General features: G+C 35.3%; 16 protein-coding genes. 8 read left to right on the plus strand and 8 right to left on the minus strand.

Translation table 11 applies throughout. The features are described from left to right. Positions 1-45: 45 nt before the first annotated feature. Positions 46-1,581, minus strand: coding sequence for a 2,3-bisphosphoglycerate-independent phosphoglycerate mutase (gene gpmI / locus EGI22_RS17650; protein ID WP_255069757.1), 1,536 nt, complete (start codon positions 1,579-1,581; stop codon positions 46-48). Positions 1,582-1,748: 167 nt separating this feature from the next. Between gpmI and EGI22_RS17655 the strand changes: the two genes are divergently transcribed. From EGI22_RS17655 to EGI22_RS17665, 3 genes are read left to right on the plus strand one after another with little or no spacing between them, the layout of a single operon-like run. Continuing rightward, on the plus strand, positions 1,749-3,302 hold the full coding sequence (locus EGI22_RS17655) for a sulfatase (RefSeq protein ID WP_255069758.1): 1,554 nt from the start codon (positions 1,749-1,751) through the stop codon (positions 3,300-3,302). Further along, positions 3,299-4,720: a sulfatase gene (locus EGI22_RS17660; RefSeq protein WP_255069759.1), complete on the plus strand. Its 1,422-nt coding sequence runs from the start codon at positions 3,299-3,301 to the stop codon at positions 4,718-4,720. Before EGI22_RS17655 ends, EGI22_RS17660 begins: the two co-directional genes overlap by 4 nt. Positions 4,721-4,726: 6 nt before the next feature. Continuing rightward, on the plus strand, positions 4,727-5,770 hold the full coding sequence (locus EGI22_RS17665) for a N(4)-(beta-N-acetylglucosaminyl)-L-asparaginase (protein ID WP_255069760.1): 1,044 nt from the start codon (positions 4,727-4,729) through the stop codon (positions 5,768-5,770). Positions 5,771-5,968: 198 nt separating this feature from the next. Here the strand turns inward: EGI22_RS17665 and EGI22_RS17670 are convergent, their stop codons facing one another. Further along, positions 5,969-7,093: an endo-1,4-beta-xylanase gene (locus EGI22_RS17670; protein WP_255069761.1), complete on the minus strand. Its 1,125-nt coding sequence runs from the start codon at positions 7,091-7,093 to the stop codon at positions 5,969-5,971. A gap of 125 nt (positions 7,094-7,218) precedes the next feature. Here EGI22_RS17670 and EGI22_RS17675 point away from each other — a divergent pair, with 125 nt between their 5' ends. Then, on the plus strand, positions 7,219-8,592 hold the full coding sequence (locus tag EGI22_RS17675) for an alpha-L-fucosidase (protein ID WP_255069763.1): 1,374 nt from the start codon (positions 7,219-7,221) through the stop codon (positions 8,590-8,592). Between the two features lie 64 nt (positions 8,593-8,656). On the opposite strand, the gene EGI22_RS17680 is transcribed toward EGI22_RS17675, so the two are convergent. Both EGI22_RS17680 and EGI22_RS17685 read right to left on the minus strand, forming a co-directional pair. After that, on the minus strand, positions 8,657-9,055 hold the full coding sequence (locus EGI22_RS17680) for a hypothetical protein (protein WP_255069764.1): 399 nt from the start codon (positions 9,053-9,055) through the stop codon (positions 8,657-8,659). Between the two features lie 56 nt (positions 9,056-9,111). Continuing rightward, positions 9,112-10,347: a pitrilysin family protein gene (locus tag EGI22_RS17685; protein WP_255069765.1), complete on the minus strand. Its 1,236-nt coding sequence runs from the start codon at positions 10,345-10,347 to the stop codon at positions 9,112-9,114. A 56-nt stretch (positions 10,348-10,403) separates the two neighbouring features. Here EGI22_RS17685 and ispF point away from each other — a divergent pair, with 56 nt between their 5' ends. Beyond that, positions 10,404-10,883 carry a 2-C-methyl-D-erythritol 2,4-cyclodiphosphate synthase gene (ispF, locus tag EGI22_RS17690; RefSeq protein WP_255069766.1) on the plus strand — a complete coding sequence of 160 codons (480 nt, stop codon included), beginning with the start codon at positions 10,404-10,406 and terminating at the stop codon, positions 10,881-10,883. A gap of 73 nt (positions 10,884-10,956) precedes the next feature. On the opposite strand, the gene EGI22_RS17695 is transcribed toward ispF, so the two are convergent. Further along, the gene (locus tag EGI22_RS17695; RefSeq protein ID WP_255069767.1) at positions 10,957-11,280 is read right to left on the minus strand and encodes a LytTR family DNA-binding domain-containing protein; all 324 of its coding nucleotides are present in this window, start codon (positions 11,278-11,280) and stop codon (positions 10,957-10,959) included. Between the two features lie 12 nt (positions 11,281-11,292). Beyond that, positions 11,293-12,570, minus strand: coding sequence for a hypothetical protein (locus EGI22_RS17700; RefSeq protein WP_255069768.1), 1,278 nt, complete (start codon positions 12,568-12,570; stop codon positions 11,293-11,295). 152 nt (positions 12,571-12,722) lie between these two features. Here EGI22_RS17700 and EGI22_RS17705 point away from each other — a divergent pair, with 152 nt between their 5' ends. Further along, positions 12,723-14,588, plus strand: a complete 1,866-nt coding sequence (locus EGI22_RS17705; protein ID WP_255069769.1) for a tetratricopeptide repeat protein — start codon at positions 12,723-12,725, stop codon at positions 14,586-14,588. 2 nt (positions 14,589-14,590) lie between these two features. Here EGI22_RS17705 and EGI22_RS17710 read toward each other — a convergent pair whose 3' ends face one another. Beyond that, positions 14,591-14,920 carry a hypothetical protein gene (locus tag EGI22_RS17710; protein WP_255069770.1) on the minus strand — a complete coding sequence of 110 codons (330 nt, stop codon included), beginning with the start codon at positions 14,918-14,920 and terminating at the stop codon, positions 14,591-14,593. A gap of 63 nt (positions 14,921-14,983) precedes the next feature. After that, complete coding sequence (locus EGI22_RS17715) at positions 14,984-15,625, minus strand: response regulator transcription factor (protein ID WP_255069771.1); 642 nt, start codon at positions 15,623-15,625, stop codon at positions 14,984-14,986. Between the two features lie 148 nt (positions 15,626-15,773). Here EGI22_RS17715 and dapA point away from each other — a divergent pair, with 148 nt between their 5' ends. Next, on the plus strand, positions 15,774-16,661 hold the full coding sequence (gene dapA / locus EGI22_RS17720) for a 4-hydroxy-tetrahydrodipicolinate synthase (protein ID WP_255069772.1): 888 nt from the start codon (positions 15,774-15,776) through the stop codon (positions 16,659-16,661). A 98-nt stretch (positions 16,662-16,759) separates the two neighbouring features. Continuing rightward, a complete protein-coding gene (locus tag EGI22_RS17725) occupies positions 16,760-17,275 on the plus strand; it encodes a phosphatase PAP2 family protein (RefSeq protein ID WP_255069773.1) in 516 nt (171 codons plus the stop codon). The last annotated feature ends 22 nt before the right edge of the window (positions 17,276-17,297 follow it).

The raw sequence follows: 17,297 nt of genomic DNA on the forward strand, positions 1-17,297 counted from the left end.
CTAAACATTAAGATTAGAGTTTTTTTAATAGAAATTTAGAATACTTTAAATCAGTACATTACCCGTCATTTCTTCAGGAATATCTATTCCCATAATATTCAAAATAGTAGGTGCAATATCTCCCAGCTTTCCATCTTTTGGTTGGCCAGAATATGCATTATCTACCACAATAAACGGTACCAAATTAAGCGAGTGAGCAGTATTTACTGATTTATCGTCGTTTAGCATATAATCAGAATTTCCATGGTCTGCTATTACCAAAGTGGTATATCCATGCTCTAGGCCAGCTTCTACTACTCTTTTTAGACATGCATCAACTGTTTCAACAGCTTTTACAACTGCCGAGAAAACACCAGTATGCCCAACCATGTCTGGATTTGCGAAATTTAGACAAACAAAATCAACATCTTCTTTGATCAATTCAGGAACCAAATTGTCAGCTAAATCATTCGCAGACATTTCTGGTTTCATATCATACGTGGCCACATCTTTCGGAGATGGAGAAAGCAATCTAGATTCACCTTCGAAAGGCGTTTCTCTTCCACCTGAGAAAAAGAAAGTAACATGCGGATATTTCTCTGTTTCAGCTGTTCTTATTTGTTTTTTGCCCGCTTTTTCCAAAACCTCACCTAGCGTATTGTTCAAATTGTCTTTGTCATAAATCACTTTCACATTTTTGAAAGTATCATCATAATTTGTCAATGTTATATAGTACAAATCCAAGGCCTTCATGTCTTGCTCAGGAAAATCCTTCTGTGTCAAAACTTCGGTAATTTCTCTACCGCGGTCAGTTCTGAAATTAAAGCACATTACAACATCTCCAGATTCTATATTTCCAACCGGACTACCATTTTCAGTAATTACAATTGGTTTCAGAAACTCGTCAGTAATATCTGCATCATAAGAATTTTGGATAGTAGGCAACAGTTCATCAATAGAAATAGTGCTTTCACCAATTCCTTTTACCATGGCATCATAGGCCAATTTTACTCTATCCCATCTTTTGTCACGATCCATCGCAAAATATCTTCCTGTCAAAGAAGCGATTTTGCCTCCAGTTTGTGTCAATGTATTTTGTAAATCTTCAATAAACGCCTTTCCAGATTTTGGGTCACAGTCGCGGCCATCCATAAAAGCATGGACAAAAACGTCTTTTACGCCACCATCAGCTACGATATGACATAATCCCTTCAAATGGTCAATGTGTGAATGCACACCACCATCCGAACATAGGCCAATCAAATGGAATTTCTTATTATTTTCTTTTGCATAGGCTATGGCATCAACCAAAACTTGCTCTTTGGCTAGCAAACCATCTTCTACTGCTACATTTATTTTTTCCAATTCTTGAAAAACCACTCTTCCTGCTCCCAAATTGGTATGACCCACTTCAGAATTTCCCATTTGACCATTTGGCAGACCCACAGCTCTACCGCATGCTTCCAATTTACTGTTAGGATAAGTCGCCATCAAATGTCTAAAATAAGGCACATTGGCAGCGTCTATCGCTGATCTCCACTCTTCACCTGGTTTTGGTATTCCCCAACCATCAAGTATCGCTAAAATTACTTTCTTGTTCAAAATATTAGTGTTTTGGTTAAAATCAATTACAAAATTACAAAAAATATTATGCTTGCTTAAGCATTCCATCTTGTTTAATTCTATTAAAAAACAATTAAGTGAACAGAATAATTTACTTTAATAAAAAATATTATTAATTTGGGATTTTATTTTAAATAAATTAAAAAATGAAAGAGATCTTCTTTCTGAAATGTTTAAATACCAAATCTTGGTTTTTCGCAATTTCATTTTTTTTGCAATTGCCTATTTTTGCTCAAAATAAGCCAAATATAATCTATATAATGTCCGACGATCATACCTCACAAGCTTGGGGCTTGTATGGAGGGATTTTGAAAGATTATGTAAAAAACGAAAACATTAAAAGATTGGCAGCCAATGGAGCATTACTCCAAAACGTATTTTGTACCAATTCAATTTGCACACCAAGTCGAGCTTCTATTTTAACAGGCCAGATGAGTCATAAAAACAATGTTTATGATTTAAGTGGCTCACTTGAAACTGAAAAAATAACAGTTGCCAAAATATTACAAGAAAATGGCTATAAAACCGCACTTTTTGGCAAATGGCATCTCAATGCCGAACCGATGGGTTTTGGCGATTATACAATTTTGCCAGGTCAAGGAAGATATCACAATCCATTAATGATAAAAAAAGGGGATTTTGATTTAGGAAAAGAAGGTGAAAAGGTTATCAATGGGTATTGTGATGATGTTATCACAGATTTGTCTTTGGACTGGTTAGATAAAAGAGATAAATCGCAGCCGTTTTTTCTATGTACGCATTTTAAAGCTACGCACGAACCCTTTGATTATCCAGCTAGGCAGAAAGACTTTTTAAAAGATGTGATATTGCCTATTCCTCAAAATTTGCTAGATACTGGTGCAAATTTTACGGGAAGGACGCACGATGGTTGGCCTCTGGAGTTACTTGGGAAACGATTCGAAAAATTAAAAGGTTATACTTATCCAGGTGATAAGTTTACTTTGTCAGGTTTAAGTAAAGAAGAGGCAAGAATAAAGATTTATCAAGAATTTTTAAAGGATTATTTGCGTGCTGCAGCTACAATTGATGAGAATATTGGCAAAATTTTAGACTATTTGGAGAAAAATAATCTTGCCGAAAACACAATAGTAATTTATACTAGCGATCAAGGTTATTTTTTAGGCGAACATGGCTTTTTTGATAAGCGATTTATTTATGAAGAATCCCTTAGGATGCCTTTTGTAATTTCGTATCCCAAAGAAATAAAACCTGGCAGTATCAATTCTGATTTAATTATGAATATAGATTTTGCTCCATTGTTATTAGATTTTGCCGGAATAAAGGCTCCGGAGAGTTTTCAAGGCAAAAGTTTTAGAGATAATTTGAAGAATTCAAGCACTGAAAATTGGAGGAAAAGCATTTATTATAGATATTGGAGTAATGAACCTGAGCGTCCGGCACATTTGGGTATAAGAACAGACAGATATAAATTAGCTTTGTTTTATGGTCAAAATAGACTTGCAACAGAGCGAAGTACTATGAAATATCATCCTGGCTGGGAATTTTATGATTTAAAGAATGACCCGAAAGAGAACAATAACTTAATCTCGAACAAGAAATACAAAAAGAGAATCGAGGTTTTGAAAAAGGAATTAATAAACCAAAAAGAGTTTTATGAAGACTTTGATAATCAACCTGAAATTAGAAATATTTTAAAAGAAAACGGTATTGATATATGAAAAACAAACACTTTCTAATTCTTGCAATCGCACTTTTTGGTCTATTGGCAATGAGTTTTAATAAATCAAAAGTTACCAAACCCAACATAGTTCTGATTTACATAGACGATATGGGTTATGGGGATATTGCAAGATACGGAGCACAGGGTTATACCACGCCAAATTTTGACCAAATGGCGGCTGAAGGTATCTCTTTTACACAGTTTTATTCTCCACAGGCAGTTTGTACAGCCTCAAGAGCAGGACTTTTAACAGGTTGCTACCCAAACAGATTGGGTTTTAGTGGAGCCATAGATCATACTTCAAAGATTGGCATAAATTCTGACGAAGAAACCATCGCTGAATTACTAAAAGATCAGGGATATGCCACCGCGGCTTATGGAAAATGGCATTTGGGTCATTTACCTAAATTTTTACCAACAAATCACGGTTTTGATGAGTTTTTCGGGATTCCATATTCTCATGATATGTGGCCTAATCATCCCGTAAACAAGAATTATTATCCAGCTTTACCATTGATCCAAAATTTAGAAACCATTGAAACTAACCCTGACAATACCCAGTTTACGACATGGTTTACAGAGAAAACTGTAGATTTTATTACCAGAAAAAAAGATCAACCTTTCTTTGTTTATTTGGCTCATCCTATGCCACATGTGCCTTTGGGTGTTTCGTCAAAGTTTAAAGGAAAATCAAAACAAGGTCTTTATGGCGATGTGATTATGGAAATTGACTGGAGTTTAGGACAGGTTAGAGAGACTTTGAAAAAACTAAAATTAGATGAAAATACCTTAGTAATTGTAACAAGTGATAATGGACCATGGTTTAATTATGGCAATCATGCTGGCTCCACAGGAGGCTTGAGAGAAGGCAAAGGCTCAACCTACGATGGAGGACAAAAAGTGCCATGTTTGATGTCGTGGAAAGGAAAAATTCCTAGTGGATTGGTGAGTAGTAGTCTTTCATCAGCTATCGATATTTTGCCCACAATAGTAGATGCTACAGGGGCAAAAATGCCCAAAAGACGAATAGATGGTTTGAGTTTAATGGAGGTTTTAAATGGGAAAACAGATGCTAAACCACGCGAAACTTTTTTGTATTATTACCGTAGAAATAATTTGGAAGCAGTAAGACACGGCGATTGGAAATTGGTATTTCCACATCCTGGTCGTACTTATGAGGGTTTTTCACCTGGAAAAGACGGAATGCCTGGAGGTGCCAATGAAAATCATAGTTTTGCCGGAGGATTGTATGATTTAAGAAGAGACCCGGGCGAAAGGTATAATCTAATGTTTGACTATCCGGAAATTACAAAACAATTAAATGAAATTGCGGACAATGCAAGAGAAGATTTGGGCGATGCATTGACCCAAAAAGAAGGAAAAAATAGAAGAGAAATTGGAAGAATTGATAATTAATAAAAAATGAATAACAGAAGAAAGTTTTTGAATAGAAGCCTTTTAGGCTTAGCTACAATGTCATTTTCGAAGAGTTTTGCGGCACCAAAGGTGAAGAAAAAACCAATTGTAATATCTACTTGGGATAGTGGGATTCCAGTAAATGAGGCTGCAATGGAGGTTTTGAAAAACACAAATGGAAGAGCATTGGATGCAGTTGAAAAAGGAGCCAACAATATTGAAGATACCATAAACTGCTGTGTAGGTTTGGGTGGAAATCCAGACAGAGAAGGGCGAGTTACATTAGACGCAAGTATAATGGATGACAAGATGAATTGTGGTGGGGTGGCTTTTATGGAAAATATCAAACATCCAATATCAGTGGCTAGAAAAGTAATGGAAGATACGCCGCATGTGCTTTTGGTAGGTGATGGAGCAAGACAATTTGCGATAGAAAAAGGATTTGTGGCAGAACCCGATGTATTGTCAAAAGATGCACAAAAAGCGTACGACAATTGGCTAAAAAAATCTGAATACAAGCCAGTTAAGAATATTGAATTGCAGCAAAACAAAGCATTTCAGAAAGGAAGCGGACCGTTTGCTCCACAAATGTTAGAGAATGGAGACTTCAATCATGATACCATGGCATTGTTGGCTTTGGACAATTCTGGGAATCTTTCAGGTGCTTGTACTACTTCTGGAATGGGTTTTAAAATGCGTGGCAGAGTAGGGGATTCACCAATTATTGGTGCTGGATTATATGTAGACAACGAAGTTGGTGCTTGCACATCCTCTGGTCAAGGCGAAGAAGTAGTAAGAATTGCGGGTTCACATTTGGTAGTGGAGTTTATGCGTCAAGGTAAATCTCCAGAAATGGCTTGCAAAATGGCCATAGAAAGATTAGTGAAAATTAATCCTAAAAAAGCAAAAGAAGAATTCCAAGTAGGTTTTATTGCTTTAAACAAATATGGTGAGTACGGTGCTTTTGCTATAAACCCAGGTTTTGTTTTTTCGGTAACTACCGCTCCAGGAAACGGAAAAGTTATAAAAGCCAAAAGTTATTTTAACTAAAGCCAAAAAATAACCGACATCCTAAAACTCCCTCTCCTTTGGAGAGGGCCGGGGTGAGGTAAAACAGACAATCTCCTTTGAAGAGGGTCCGCAATGAGATTAAGTGATTTCCCTCCCTCTCCTGTGGAGAGGGTTGGGGTGAGGTTAAGTGATAATCCTCCCTCTCTTCTGGAGATTGTCCAGGGGAGGTTAAAAAAATCAAAATTCTGACTTCAATAACACATCCAAAACAGGTTTAGCCTTACCTTCTCTATCCCAAAGCAATGGATAATTGGTACGGCCGGGAATAGGATAGCCGTTTTTCCAAGACATTTGGTCTTGAACACCCCAAAGTGTTACTCGGTCTATTTTATCTTTTTTGCTATAAAAAATCTCAAACAATTCTTTGTAACGATCAGATAGTTGTTGTAGAATATCTGCAGGTAAACCGTTTTGATAAGGGTCGAGATATTCTTTAAATTCTTCATTCTGAAACTGCTTATGCAAAAAAGCCTGACCTATTATCTGTCCTTCACGCGTAACAGGAAGCACATCTACATCTAGCTCTGTAATCATAACTTTTACGCCACAGGCCGCATAAGCGTCTATCGCATCTTTTATGTATTGATTATTAGGGTAATTTAAACCCCAGTGCCCTTGTATGCCAACACCATCAATCCTAATTCCTTCTTTCTTAAGCATTTTCACCAAACGCACTATGCCTTTTACTTTTTCTGGCCTCCAAGCATTAAAATCGTTGTAGTACAATTCAGTATTTGGGGCATATTGTGCTGCATATTTAAAAGACAACCTCACCAATTCGTCTCCGCCACCGACACCTTCAACCCATTTGGTTGATCTGTAAGTTCCATCATCGTCAATCACCTCGTTTACTACATCCCATGCTTGTACCTTACCTGAATATCTCCCAGCCACAGTTTTGATATGATCATGCAATCTCTGTTTTACTGCATCTTTCGGTTTTTTATTTCCTTTTTCATCAAAGAAAAACCAATCGGGCGTTTGATTATGCCAAACCAAAGTGTGCCCAATCACAAACATATTGTGTTTTTTTCCAAAAGCCACATATTCGTCAGCAGCAGTCCAATCGTATTCACCTGGTTTTGGATTTACAACTTCGGTTTTCATTACATTTTCTACCGTAATGCTATTAAAGTGTTCAATAACAATGTCCTGCGATATTTTATTTTGTCCATTTACAATGGCAGGATTTACCGCTGCTCCAATTTTAAAATCATTGGCAAATTTACTTTTTAGGGAAAGTTTTTCTTGAGAAAAAGCAACAGTTGAACTTAAGAAAAAAACAATAGTTATTAATCGCATTTTGGTTGAATATTTTTTGTAAAAATAGGAGAAAAATGTTATTTTTAAGAATCAATTTAAATAAAAAGGACAGCAATTTAAAAAGGTAGATATCTATCATTTTTAAAATACAAATCTAAAATTTAATGAAAAAACTAGCTCTTTACTTCCTTATTTTAACTTTTTCAGTAAATCTTCAAGCTCAATATCAAGCAAATTGGGAAAGTCTAGACAAGAGACAAACACCCACTTGGTTTGAAGATGCAAAATTTGGAATATTTATACACTGGGGCGTTTATTCTGTGCCAGCATGGGCCACAAACTCCAATGCGGATGGCTTTGGAAGCGGTTATGCGGAATGGTATTGGCAAAGACTATTTACCCCAAAACTTAAAATTCATAAAGAGTTTACGGATTTTCATCAAAAAAACTTCGGGAATAAAACCTATCAAGAATTTGCGAAAGATTTCAAAGCTGAGCTATTTCAACCTGATGTTTGGGCAAAAATATTTGAAAATGCAGGGGCGAAATATGTGGTCTTAACATCCAAACACCATGAAGGATTTACCTTGTGGCCAAGCAAGGAATCTTGGAATTGGAACGCTGTGGACATTGGACCCAATAGAGATTTGGTGGGAGATTTAGGCAAGGCTGTTAAAGAAAGAAACCTAAAAATGGGCTATTACTATTCTTTATATGAGTGGTACAATCCAACCTATAAGACTGATTTAAAGCGTTATGTAGACGAACACATGCTGCCTCAGATGCGTGATTTGGTTAGTAACTATCAGCCAGATATTCTTTGGACGGATGGCGAATGGGATCATAAAGCCAAAGACTGGAAAAGTGAGGAGTTTTTAGCGTGGCTTTACAACGAATCTCCAGTTAAAAATAATATTGTCGTGAACGACCGATGGGGCAATGATACCAAAGCCAAACACGGGAGTTTTCTAACATCAGAATATGGGCACGGAGGAGATGATAATTCGGAAAAACTAAATGGATTTGCCAGACCTTGGGAGGAGTGTCGCGGCATGGGAGATTCGTTTGGATATAATAGAAATGAAAACTTAGAAAAATACCAAACCGGCGAGCAATTGGTTCATCAATTAATCGATATCGTATCGAAAGGGGGCAATCTTTTGTTAAATATTGGTCCTGCGGCAGATGGTACGATTCCGGTAATTATGCAAGAGAGATTAAATGAGATTGGAACTTGGTTAAAAGTAAATGGAGAAGCGATATATGGTACCAGGAAATGGACAAAAAGTTCGGACGAAAACAAGAATTATTTCACAACAAAAGGAAATGATTTATACTTGATTGTCACGGATTGGAAAGATGAAATAAAAATTCCAAATATTGCACAACCTTCTGATATAGAAATGATTGGATTTGATGGAAAAGTTAGTTGGAAGTTTAAAAATGGAGAAGTTGTAATAAAATCTCCAAATGTAAATCCAAAGTCAATTCCTTGTGATTATGCTTGGGTTTACAAAATTGAAGGAGGGGCTAAATGAGCCCAAAGCTCTTTATTTAAGCGGATTTATCGAAAAATAATACCAAGTCTAAGCCAATCAAAGTTTACCAATTTAAGTCTAATAAAAAACCTATAAATCCCAAAGAAAAATAAAAAGTAACACCCCAAGCTGTCCAAGTCATGGCTTGCATTGAACGCTTGTCATAGCCTTGACTAAAATCTATAATGATGATCAAAATGGTTATAAAACCAGGAAGAAAAAAGCAAAGGATTTTCCATCCCAATGAGAGCTTCAATTCCGCTTTTTTTTCATAAAATTCTGCCTCTTCAATTGCATCAGTTATGATTTCTTCTTTTCGAACTAAACTGACATTTCGCGTTTTAAGCTCTAATTGAGCTGCTTCTACAGCCTCTTTTTGGTAATCTTTACTATTTACAAAAACCAAAGAAATTAATTCTTTGTCAGATTTTTTCTTCATTACAGCATGGAAGCTTGTATTCATTTTTATGGGTATTACTAAGCCAATTATCTTTTAATAATATCTACAAAAAACATGCCTTATTCGGCAGCATAAATCAAAGTATTACAATTTTCATTTTTCAATATTTCTTTGGCTTGAGTAAGAATATTTTCTTTACTTACGTTCTGAATCTTTTCTTTGTCTTGGTTGCAATAGTTTACATCTCCAGCGTTGGCCGCAAAAGCAATGTTCATCACTCTATTCAACAATTCTACTTCTCCAAACGCAATAGTAGAATAAGCTTGGTTTTTTACTTTATCTAGCTCAATATCAGAGATATCGGTATTTTTAATTTCATCCAAAACTTCACCAATGGCTGCTTCAGCTTCTGTGAAATTCACATTTTGATTTAAATTACCACTTACCACCAGTAATCCTGGATCTAAAGAACTCGTTACGTAAGCGGAAATATTGTTAAATAATTTATGCTCTTTTACCAATTTTTGATGAAAACGGGCCGATTTTCCCCTTCCTAAAACATCTCCCAATAAATCTGCCTCATAAAAGCCATTTTCGTATCGACCAGGCATGTGGAAGGCCTTATAGATAGCATTTAAAGGAACTTTTGCTGTAGTTTCTAACCTTCGTTCAAGAGATTGTAAAGGCTCTTTTGGTAAATTCCTCTGAGCTATTTTTCCGGCTGGGATATCTCCAAACCATTTTTTTGCTAATTTTTCAATTTGCGACACACTCACATTTCCACCAACTACCAAAGTGGCATTATTAGGTAGGTAATGGCTGTAAAAGAAATCTTTGACATCTTGCATGGTTGCGTTTTCTATATGACTGATTTCCTTGCCAATCGTTGCCCATTGGTACGGATGAGCCGAATATGCTACGGGTCGTAATTTTAACCAAACATCGCCGTAAGGTTGATTGAGATATCTTTGCTTAAACTCTTCAATAACTACACTACGCTGTACTTCTAAAACCTTTGGGTCAAATGACAAACTCAACATTCGATCTGATTCTAGCCAAAAGGCGGTTTCTAGGTTTTCGACTGGCAGTGTAATATAATAATTTGTTATATCTGGCGAAGTAAAAGCATTGTTTTCACCTCCCACTTTCTGAAGAGGCTCATCATAGGATGGAATATTTTTGGAACCTCCAAACATCAAATGCTCAAACAAGTGTGCAAAGCCAGTTTTATTAGGGTTTTCGTCCCGTGAGCCTACGTTATAACAAATGTTAAAGGCTGCAATTGGGCTAGTTTTATCTTCATGTACGTAAACTTTAAGGCCGTTGTTAAGTTCGAAATATTGGTATTGAATCATTAAATGCTTTTATTTGGTGTAAATTTATACCTAATTTTACGATAAAAAAACACAAAATGAAATTCAGAATAGGGCATGGCTACGATGTGCATCAGTTGGCAGAAGGATATGAGTTGAGCTTGGGTGGTATTAAAATACCTCATAATGTGGGTTCTATGGGACATTCTGATGCCGATGTGCTACTTCATGCTATATGCGATGCCTTATTGGGTGCACTTTCTCTTGGAGATATTGGCAAACATTTCAAAAACACCGATCCGCAATGGAGAGGAATGGATAGCAAAGTTTTTTTGACCAAAGTAACAGAAATGATAGGGGACAAGGGTTACAAAATTGGTAACATTGATAGCACGCTTATTTTAGAAGAACCCAAAATCGGTAAGTACATTCCTGAAATGAAAATCGCTATAGCTAATTGTTGCAACATTGAGCCAGGCGATGTCTCCATCAAAGCCACTACATCCGAAACCATGGGATTTGTGGGTAATAAAGAAGGTTTAGAGGCTCATGCGGTTTGTCTGGTTTATAAGGATTGATGTGGATTCATTATATTTAAAAGCAGCATTTCGATATGGGAAATGCTGCTTTTTTTTATTCCTTAGGCTATTCTCAGCCAAAAAACAATTTCCCTTTTCTTCTTGAAAAAGCTATTTTGATTTGATTGGGAAGAACACAGGTATTATTCTCAATCCTCACCACCAAATCAATATTTACTATACTCTGGCGGTTGATTCTTACAAAATTCTTGAATGGCAACAACCGATTTTCGATGATTTTGAGTGTAGTAGAACTCAGTATTTTCTTGCCATTAGACATAAGAATTTGGGTATAATTTAAGTCTGATTCTAGGTGTAAAATCTCATTCGGAGCGAGGTATTTTCTACTGCCCACATGCACTTGCGGGCAGTTCTCTATGTATTTTATGGTTTCCATAGCTTATGTTTTTTACTCTTCGTAAGTGATAACTACTTTAATATCTTTACTTAATATACTAGTACTGTTTCCAGAAGTATTAACTATATATACAAAACTTCCATCATACAAATAGGAAAACTCAAAACCAGGAGCTCCAGTATAACCATTGCCTACCCAAGCATCTGCAGCAGAACCGTTGAATCTAACCAAAGCACTGATTGATATGATTTTAGAGGAAGTAACTCCATGTGCAATAGTAACACTTCCTCCTTGAGTGGAAGCTGTGGTGCCAATAAGTTTTTTTACTTTGATTTTAGGTGCATCCGAACCTAATTTGGTAAATCCATTAACTTCCAATGTAGCCCCAGGTGAGCTTGTTCCTATTCCCACTTTTCCATCACCTTTAAGATTTAAAGTGTTTTGACCTGTTCCACCATAATAAAAGGTCATTGTTGCATTCGCATCACTTCCTGAACCAGCAGAATAACCGTAAATATCCCAAAATCTGCTAGTTTGAGTAGAGTTAACATTAGTGAATCTAAGTCTTGAGCCATCTACAGCTTCACTTTCATGTAATGTTAGGGTAGATGAAGGACTGCCTGCACAGCAGGAGCTATTTCCTTCAATTACCATTTTGCCGCTTTGTGGTATTAAAGCTCCTATTCTAATATTTCCAGTAGGAGTCATTGCTAAATGTACCGTATTATTTGCACCAAACTGTAATTCCCCGTTTTCTCTGTTCATGATTTGAGCAGATTTAGGAAAGAATAAACTATTGTAGTTTAAGCTAAGGTTTAGGCCGTCACTTGCGGTAGTTCCAGCGTCGGGATTTGTTATTTGGAAATTAGCAACGGTAGAAGCTTGTTTTTCATGTAAATGAAAAAGTGAACTTGGGCTCGAGATTCCCACTCCTACATTTCCATCATGATTAATAACCATTCTTTCATTTAAACTGAACGATCCGTTTGGTGTGTTCCAAAATGAAATTTTTGTGCCATTATTTGAAAATCCCCAATTTTCGGTGGCTTGAAACCTAATAGAAGCTTGATCTGAATGATTAGATGAGGTATAATTTCCACCACCATTTAATGAAAATAAATAATCATTTAGCAAAGGCGTAGTTGGAGCAGCTAAAGTTCCTCTAAATCGTCTGCCTGAAATTCCGATATTTATATCATTTGATCTGATTAAGCTATTATTTCCCGTGGTGGAATTTAAGCTCGAACTATTTGGCGTGATTTCAAAACTCTGAGCAAAGACACCCATCGATAGAAATAACATTGTTAAGAAATAAATAATTTTTTTCATGATTTAATACAATTTTGTTTTGTAATCGAAATAATATTACAAAATTGCATAAGCCTTAAATCTTAGAAAATCCTTCTTATTAGGGATTTGGCATCCTTAAATTAGGGGATATTATTAGGTTCTCAGTATTATCATTACCAAATTCAAATATTGTGAAGGTTAAAATTTTGTTTTTTTTGGTATTTTCATTTTGGAATACTCAAATTTTAGCTCAATCAAAAAAGACAATTGATAGCTTGAGAGTGCTATTGCCCGAAATTGAGAAAAATGATTCTTTGTTTTTTTTAGTAAATTCAAAATACTTTATAGATTATTACGCAAATACAAATCTTGATTCGAGTATTTATTTTATAGAAAAATCAATAAATATTGCTAAAAAAAACAAATGGCTGGGTAGCGAAATCGGCCTTTATTCATCTTTGGCTTTTGCTTACAATACAAAAGGTTTGGTTTTTAAGGCAATCGAGATAAATTACCAAGCTCTTATGTTGGCCGAAAAAAACAAAAGACCTGAACTTTCATATCCGATCGAAAGGGTTTTAGGCGAATCCTACTTAAGTCTAAAACAGTATGAAAAGGCCAAGGATTTAATTTTTAAAGCGTACATAAATTCTATAAAATTTAAGGATCAATTTGAGCAATTTGCCAATCTTACTGCTTTAGGAAACTTATTTTTAGAATTAAAGGAATTAAAAGAGGCCGAATCCAATTATAGAAAAGCATTAGAATTGTCATCTGTTATGAATGACGCTCATTTTCAAGGCCTATCCTATCATAATTTGGCATTAGCACTCTCCAAACAAAATAAAAATGAAGAAGCCTTGCTTCTTTTTGACAAGAGTTTAAATCTTCATAAATCAGAAAATCATCAATATTCCTTAGGAAATCTTAAAGTAGATATTTCAGAAGTGCTTTTTTTAGAAAATCAGTTTAAAAAGTCTATTAAAAATGCAGAAGAGGCATTGAATCACGGAAGTATTAGTAATTCTCCAGAGATTATTTCAAAAGCCAATTTTTTGTTATTTAAAAATCATAAAGCTCTGAAAAACAAGAATTTGGCTTTAAGCTTTTTTGAAAAGTATATTGCCCTCAAAGATAGTCTTAATCAAGAAGATTTTGAAAAGAGAATAAATTCCTTAAAACTGGAATATGACAATACGCTTAAAGAGGCCCAGATTAGTAGCCAAAAAGTAGAATTGTTAAAAAAAGATAATGAGAATCTTATTTTACATAGAAATAGAAACCTCTTTATTTCTATTTCGCTATTAGTGATATTGATTGCTAGCTTTTTGATTTTCAATCGTTTACAATTGAAAAAAATGAATAAGAATTTAGAAACAAAAATTGAAGAACGAACCTCAGAAATAGCAGAAGCAAATAGAGTTTTGATTAGAAAAAATGAAGAAATAAGTCAAGCTCTCTTTAAAGGTCAGAATATTGAAAGAAAAAGAGTAGCAAGCGAATTACATGATAATTTAAGTAGTTTATTATCAGCCTTAAAAATGAGTTTGAGTGCTATTAATACCCAAGGTTTTAACGATTCAGAAAAGCACATTTACAAAGGTGTTCAGGAAATGATGAGCAATGCCTATCGGGAAGTTAGGAACATTTCGCATAACATTCTACCAGAGGAATTAGAAACCTTAGGTTTGGCGGGTACTTTGCAGAATGTTTTCGAAAAAATAAATAGAGCTGGAAACCTTAAAATCGAATTTGAAAATACAACAAATCAAAGGTTTGATACGAAGATCGAATTTAACCTTTATAGTGTTTGCATGGAATTAATAAACAATATTATAAAGCATTCAGAGGCTTCAAAAGTAAAAATTTCTTTATCCGAAACTACTAATATTGCTGAATTAATTATATCTGACAATGGAAAAGGATTTTCCATCCAAGAAGTGTCGGGCAACGGTTTGAAAAACGTTAAAAATAGAATAGAGGCAATAAATGGCACTTTAAAAATAGATTCAAAACCGGAAGCAGGTACACAAATAAAAATTCATGTACCTGCTTAATTTTATCCACGAAAAACCCTAACCGCCTGTCTGATAGATATTGTTGAAGGTGGATATGGATTTTTAGGTTTTACAAACTCTGTTCCAAACCCTGGTCTTATATCAAATATGACATTTGTTGCTTTAGTCATTCTTGCCAATTCATATTTCGTAAATTTCATTAAAAAGGTAAAATTTCCCTGCTTGTCTTTTTCCGTTACATAAATAACATTGCTCTTGGACGTTTGGAACACTTTATTGTTGATTAAAAAAGTGATTTTTTTATCACCTTGGCCATAATAATAATCTCCTTCTAATTGTAAATAGTAATACTCATTTTTCATTGCTTTCATACATTTTTTTATACAAAATTGATTAAACTGCTTTTCTGAGTCAATCCCCAAATTTGAGGATTTTTAAATAATTCCAAACTTTATGGCAAATTTCACGAGTCCTACTGATGAATTTACGCCGATTTTTTGGAACAAATGTTTTCGGTGTGTTTCTACAGTACTCGGGCTAATGAAAAGTTTTTCGGCAATTTCAGTTCCTGACATTTCAGCAACAATGAGTTTTAAAACCTCTATTTCTCTTTGCGAAAGCTCCACTTTAGGCAGTTCGTCAGCCATTTCTTCGGTCTGGATTTCGGCCAATTTATCCATTGCGAGGTCATTGTAGTACCTTTTCCCAATGGCCAAATTTCTTATTGCCGTCTCAAGCTCCTCTTTTTCAGCACTTTTAAATATGTAGCCATTGGCTCCTGCACGAAGAGCGTCCTTAATTGTTTCACCTTCTTCTGATACCGAAAGAACTAAAATCTTAATTTTTGGATAGCCTGCCTTCACTTTTATGGTTAATTCAATACCATTCATTATGGGCATTCCAATGTCCGTCATGATAATATCAGGTTGCTGTTTTTCCAAAAATAATAGAGCATCTCTTCCATTCGCTGTTTTTCCAATAACCTCTACTCCGTCAATAGTTCCTACCAACAGTGCCAAACTTTCACATAAAATTTTATGGTCTTCTACAATTAGGATTTTTAAGTTTTCTGACATTTGGGTTTTATTGATTTTTCGCTCAAATTTTCACTTTCTCAACAAATATATTTAATACTTTCAACAAATTTGTACAATCAACAGCCTTAAAAACTATTCTTCACTATCGTTTTAAAAAAATCCTTATTTTTGCAAAAAAATATAACGGATGGAACATCGCCTTAAAGGAGTAGGGGTGGCATTGATAACCCCTTTTAATGAAGATAACACAATAGATTTTGCTGGATTAAAAAAGCTGATAGATTTTAATTCGGAAAATGGCACGGATTATTTGGTAGTTAACGGTACAACTGGCGAATCGGCCACTACTACACCAGATGAAAAACTTGCGATTTTGGATTTTGTAAAAAAGAACAATTCAAAAAATCTACCTATAGTTTATGGTATCGGGTCAAACAATACTGCAGATGTTATAAACAGACTGAAAAACAATGACTTGTCAGGTGTTGTGGCTATTCTTTCAGTTTGTCCATATTATGTAAAACCTTCTCAAGCTGGTATCATTGCCCATTTTACGGCGATAGCGGATGCTTCTCCACTTCCTATAATATTGTACAATGTGCCTGGAAGAACAGTGACTTCCATGAATGTGAGCACGATTTTGGAGCTTTGTAAGCATCCAAATATTATTGGTTTAAAAGATGCGTCTTGTAGTATGGAAATAGCACTTGAGTTATCTAAAAAACTACCAAGCGATTTTCTTTTGGTTTCTGGCGATGATAATTTAGTAACACCACAAATCAGTTTGGGTTACAGAGGTGTTATTTCAGTGATTGCCAATGGCTTTCCAAAAGAATTTGCAGAAATGACACATGCGGCTTTAGAAGGTGACTTCAAAACGGCCTCGAAAATTCAAGAACGTTTCTTAGATTTTGACACCTTATTGTACGTCGAATCTAATCCTGTTGGCATCAAAATGGTTTGCGAAATCCGTGGAATATGTGATGGTAGAGTAAGATTACCATTGGTAAAAGCCACAGATGGTCTGAAATCACAATTGATTGAATCTATGAAAAAAGAGGGATTCTTAAATTGATGAAAATACTCAAAGCAATATTTTTTTTACTAGTTTTTCAACAAGGTTTTGGCCAAAATTTTGATTTTAGGGCTTTACGAAAAATTAACCTAAATCGTATGGCCTCGTATGATCCGCAAATGCAGTTTCTTACGAACACTTCTGATTTTGTGGCAATGGGCACACCTTTGACACTTTTAGCTGTTGGATATTTAAAAAAAGACGCTAGCATTAAAAAAGAAGGATATAATGCCGCCGTGGCTACTTTTGGAACCTATGGCGTAGCCTATATCCTAAAAAAAGCTGTAAATAGACCCCGACCGTATGTTACATATCCAGTAATTCAAAATTATGAAGTGGTAACCGACGGATCGTTTCCATCAGGAAGTACTGCTTTAGCTTTTTCTGCTGCAACGTCATTATCATTGAGTTATCCAAAATGGTATGTAATCGCACCTTCGGCAATTTATGCTAGCGGAATTGCTTATTCGCGTTTACATTTAGGAGCACATTATCCGTCTGATGTTTTGGCAGGGGCGGTGATAGGGGCAGGTTCTGCATATCTTTCTCGACAGCTTAACAGGTTGTTAGTCAATGAATACCGCAAAAGGAAGGTAAATACTACAACTTTTTAGGTATTTTAATTGTTTCAACATA

Source organism: Lacihabitans sp. LS3-19 (genome assembly GCF_024343575.1).
Lineage (GTDB): Bacteria > Bacteroidota > Bacteroidia > Cytophagales > Spirosomataceae > Leadbetterella.